General features: G+C 60.3%; 1 protein-coding gene and 1 pseudogene. Both read left to right on the top strand.

What is annotated here, in order from left to right; all coding sequences use genetic code 11:
- Nucleotides 1-371 precede the first annotated feature (371 nt).
- A pseudogene (locus EN993_RS35545) lies at nt 372-641 on the top strand (proline racemase family protein); the annotation flags it as partial.
- 164 nt (nt 642-805) lie between these two features.
- The coding region (locus tag EN993_RS35540; protein WP_127266214.1) for a proline racemase family protein at nt 806-1,631 on the top strand (826 nt) is incomplete at its 3' end.

Genomic DNA, 1,631 nt, shown 5'->3' with positions numbered 1-1,631 from the left:
CTATGTGCTTGATATTGCTTCATTTTTCTAATAGTCTCAACTGGTTAGCTCGTACCAAGTGCACACGAATTTACGCCCCCATGCGACGCTTTTCGCCACGTTTCGACATCTGAGTACACACGAAAGATGGCCACTTTCACAAGACTCCCTTCGGGCTCTTGGCGCGTTCAGGTCCGCCGCAAAGGCCGCTATGTCAGCGAGACGTTTCTGCGGCGCGACGATGCCCGACTTTGGGCAATAGATGATGAACGTCAGATCGACCGCGGCAAGACACCCAGCGAGTCGCGAATTTCGCGCCTGAAGACCTTCGGCAAACTCATTGACCTTCATATCGATGATATGTGCGATGTGGGCAAGCCCCCGCTCCGCTCCAGGCGATCGACCGTTCGCCGGGCGGCACCGGGACGACTTCGGCTCGCCTGGCGCAACTCTATGGGAAGGGACGACTGAAGGTCGGCGACACCTTCCGCCAGGAAAGCCTGATCGGCACCGTGTTCGAGGGCCGCATCGAAGCCGAGGCCGATGTCGGACCCTTCAAGGGCATCAAGCCCAGTGTCGGCGGTTGGGCACGGATCATCGGCCACAACACGATATTCGTGGACGATCGCGATCCATTGGCCCACGGATTCCAGATCAAGTAGGCGGAACCAAACGCAGGGATAGCGTCGGGCGCGTGGCTGAACACGATCGTGTTGGACAATGATGATGCTTTCCCGGAAGGTTTCACCGTGGGAGACATATGGCTTGAACTTCGGGACTCGCTGCTCGTTTCGCCGCGTAGGCTTGCAATCGACAAGGAACAACAATGCGTACGAAAGCCTCCATTCGTGTCGTCGGCTGTCATGCCGAAGGTGAAGTCGGTGATGTCATCGTCGGAGGCGTCCTGCCGCCGGCGGGCCTCACGATGATGGACAAGATGATCACGATGGAACGTGATCACGACCACATAAGGCGGATGCTGATCTGCGAACCGCGCGGCAGCGTTGCTCGGCACGTCAATCTCCTGGTTCCGTCGACGCGCGAGGATTGCGTCGCCGGTGCCATCATCATGGAGCCGACGGAATATCCTCCGATGTCCGGTTCCAACACGATCTGCGTTGCCACCGTACTGCTCGAAACCGGCATGGTGCCGATGCAGGAGCCCGAGACACGCTTCAAGCTCGACATGCCGGGCGGCGTCATCGAAGTTCGCGCCGAATGCCGCGACGGCAAATGCCTGTCGATCACTTTCCGCAATGCACCCGCCTTTGTCGATCGCCTGGATGCCAATATCGAGGTCGAGGGGCTAGGCACGCTCAAGGTCGATATCGCCTATGGCGGCATGTTCTATGCAATCGTCGATGCCAAGGCGCTCGGCTTTTCGGTTGCTCCCAATGAGGCTCGCGAGCTGGCGGTCGCCGGTGAGAAGGTCCGACGGGCCGCGCGCGAACAGCTCGATGTCGTCCATCCGGAATTCGACCATGTGCGCGGCGTGTCGATTGTGCAGTTCGCCATGCCGTTCCAGGGCCCTGGCAACGTCACCCGCAACACCTGCATCGTCTCGCCGGGCCGCTCGGACCGCAGCCCGACCGGAACCGGCACATCGGCCCGCATGGCCGTGCTGCAGGCCCGCGGCTTGATGGGTGTTGGCG

It is taken from the genome of Mesorhizobium sp. M7D.F.Ca.US.004.01.2.1, from assembly GCF_003997785.1.
Classification (GTDB): domain Bacteria; phylum Pseudomonadota; class Alphaproteobacteria; order Rhizobiales; family Rhizobiaceae; genus Mesorhizobium; species Mesorhizobium loti.
Note: the sequence above shows the minus strand (reverse complement) of the source record. Positions and strands in the feature narration are given on the sequence as shown.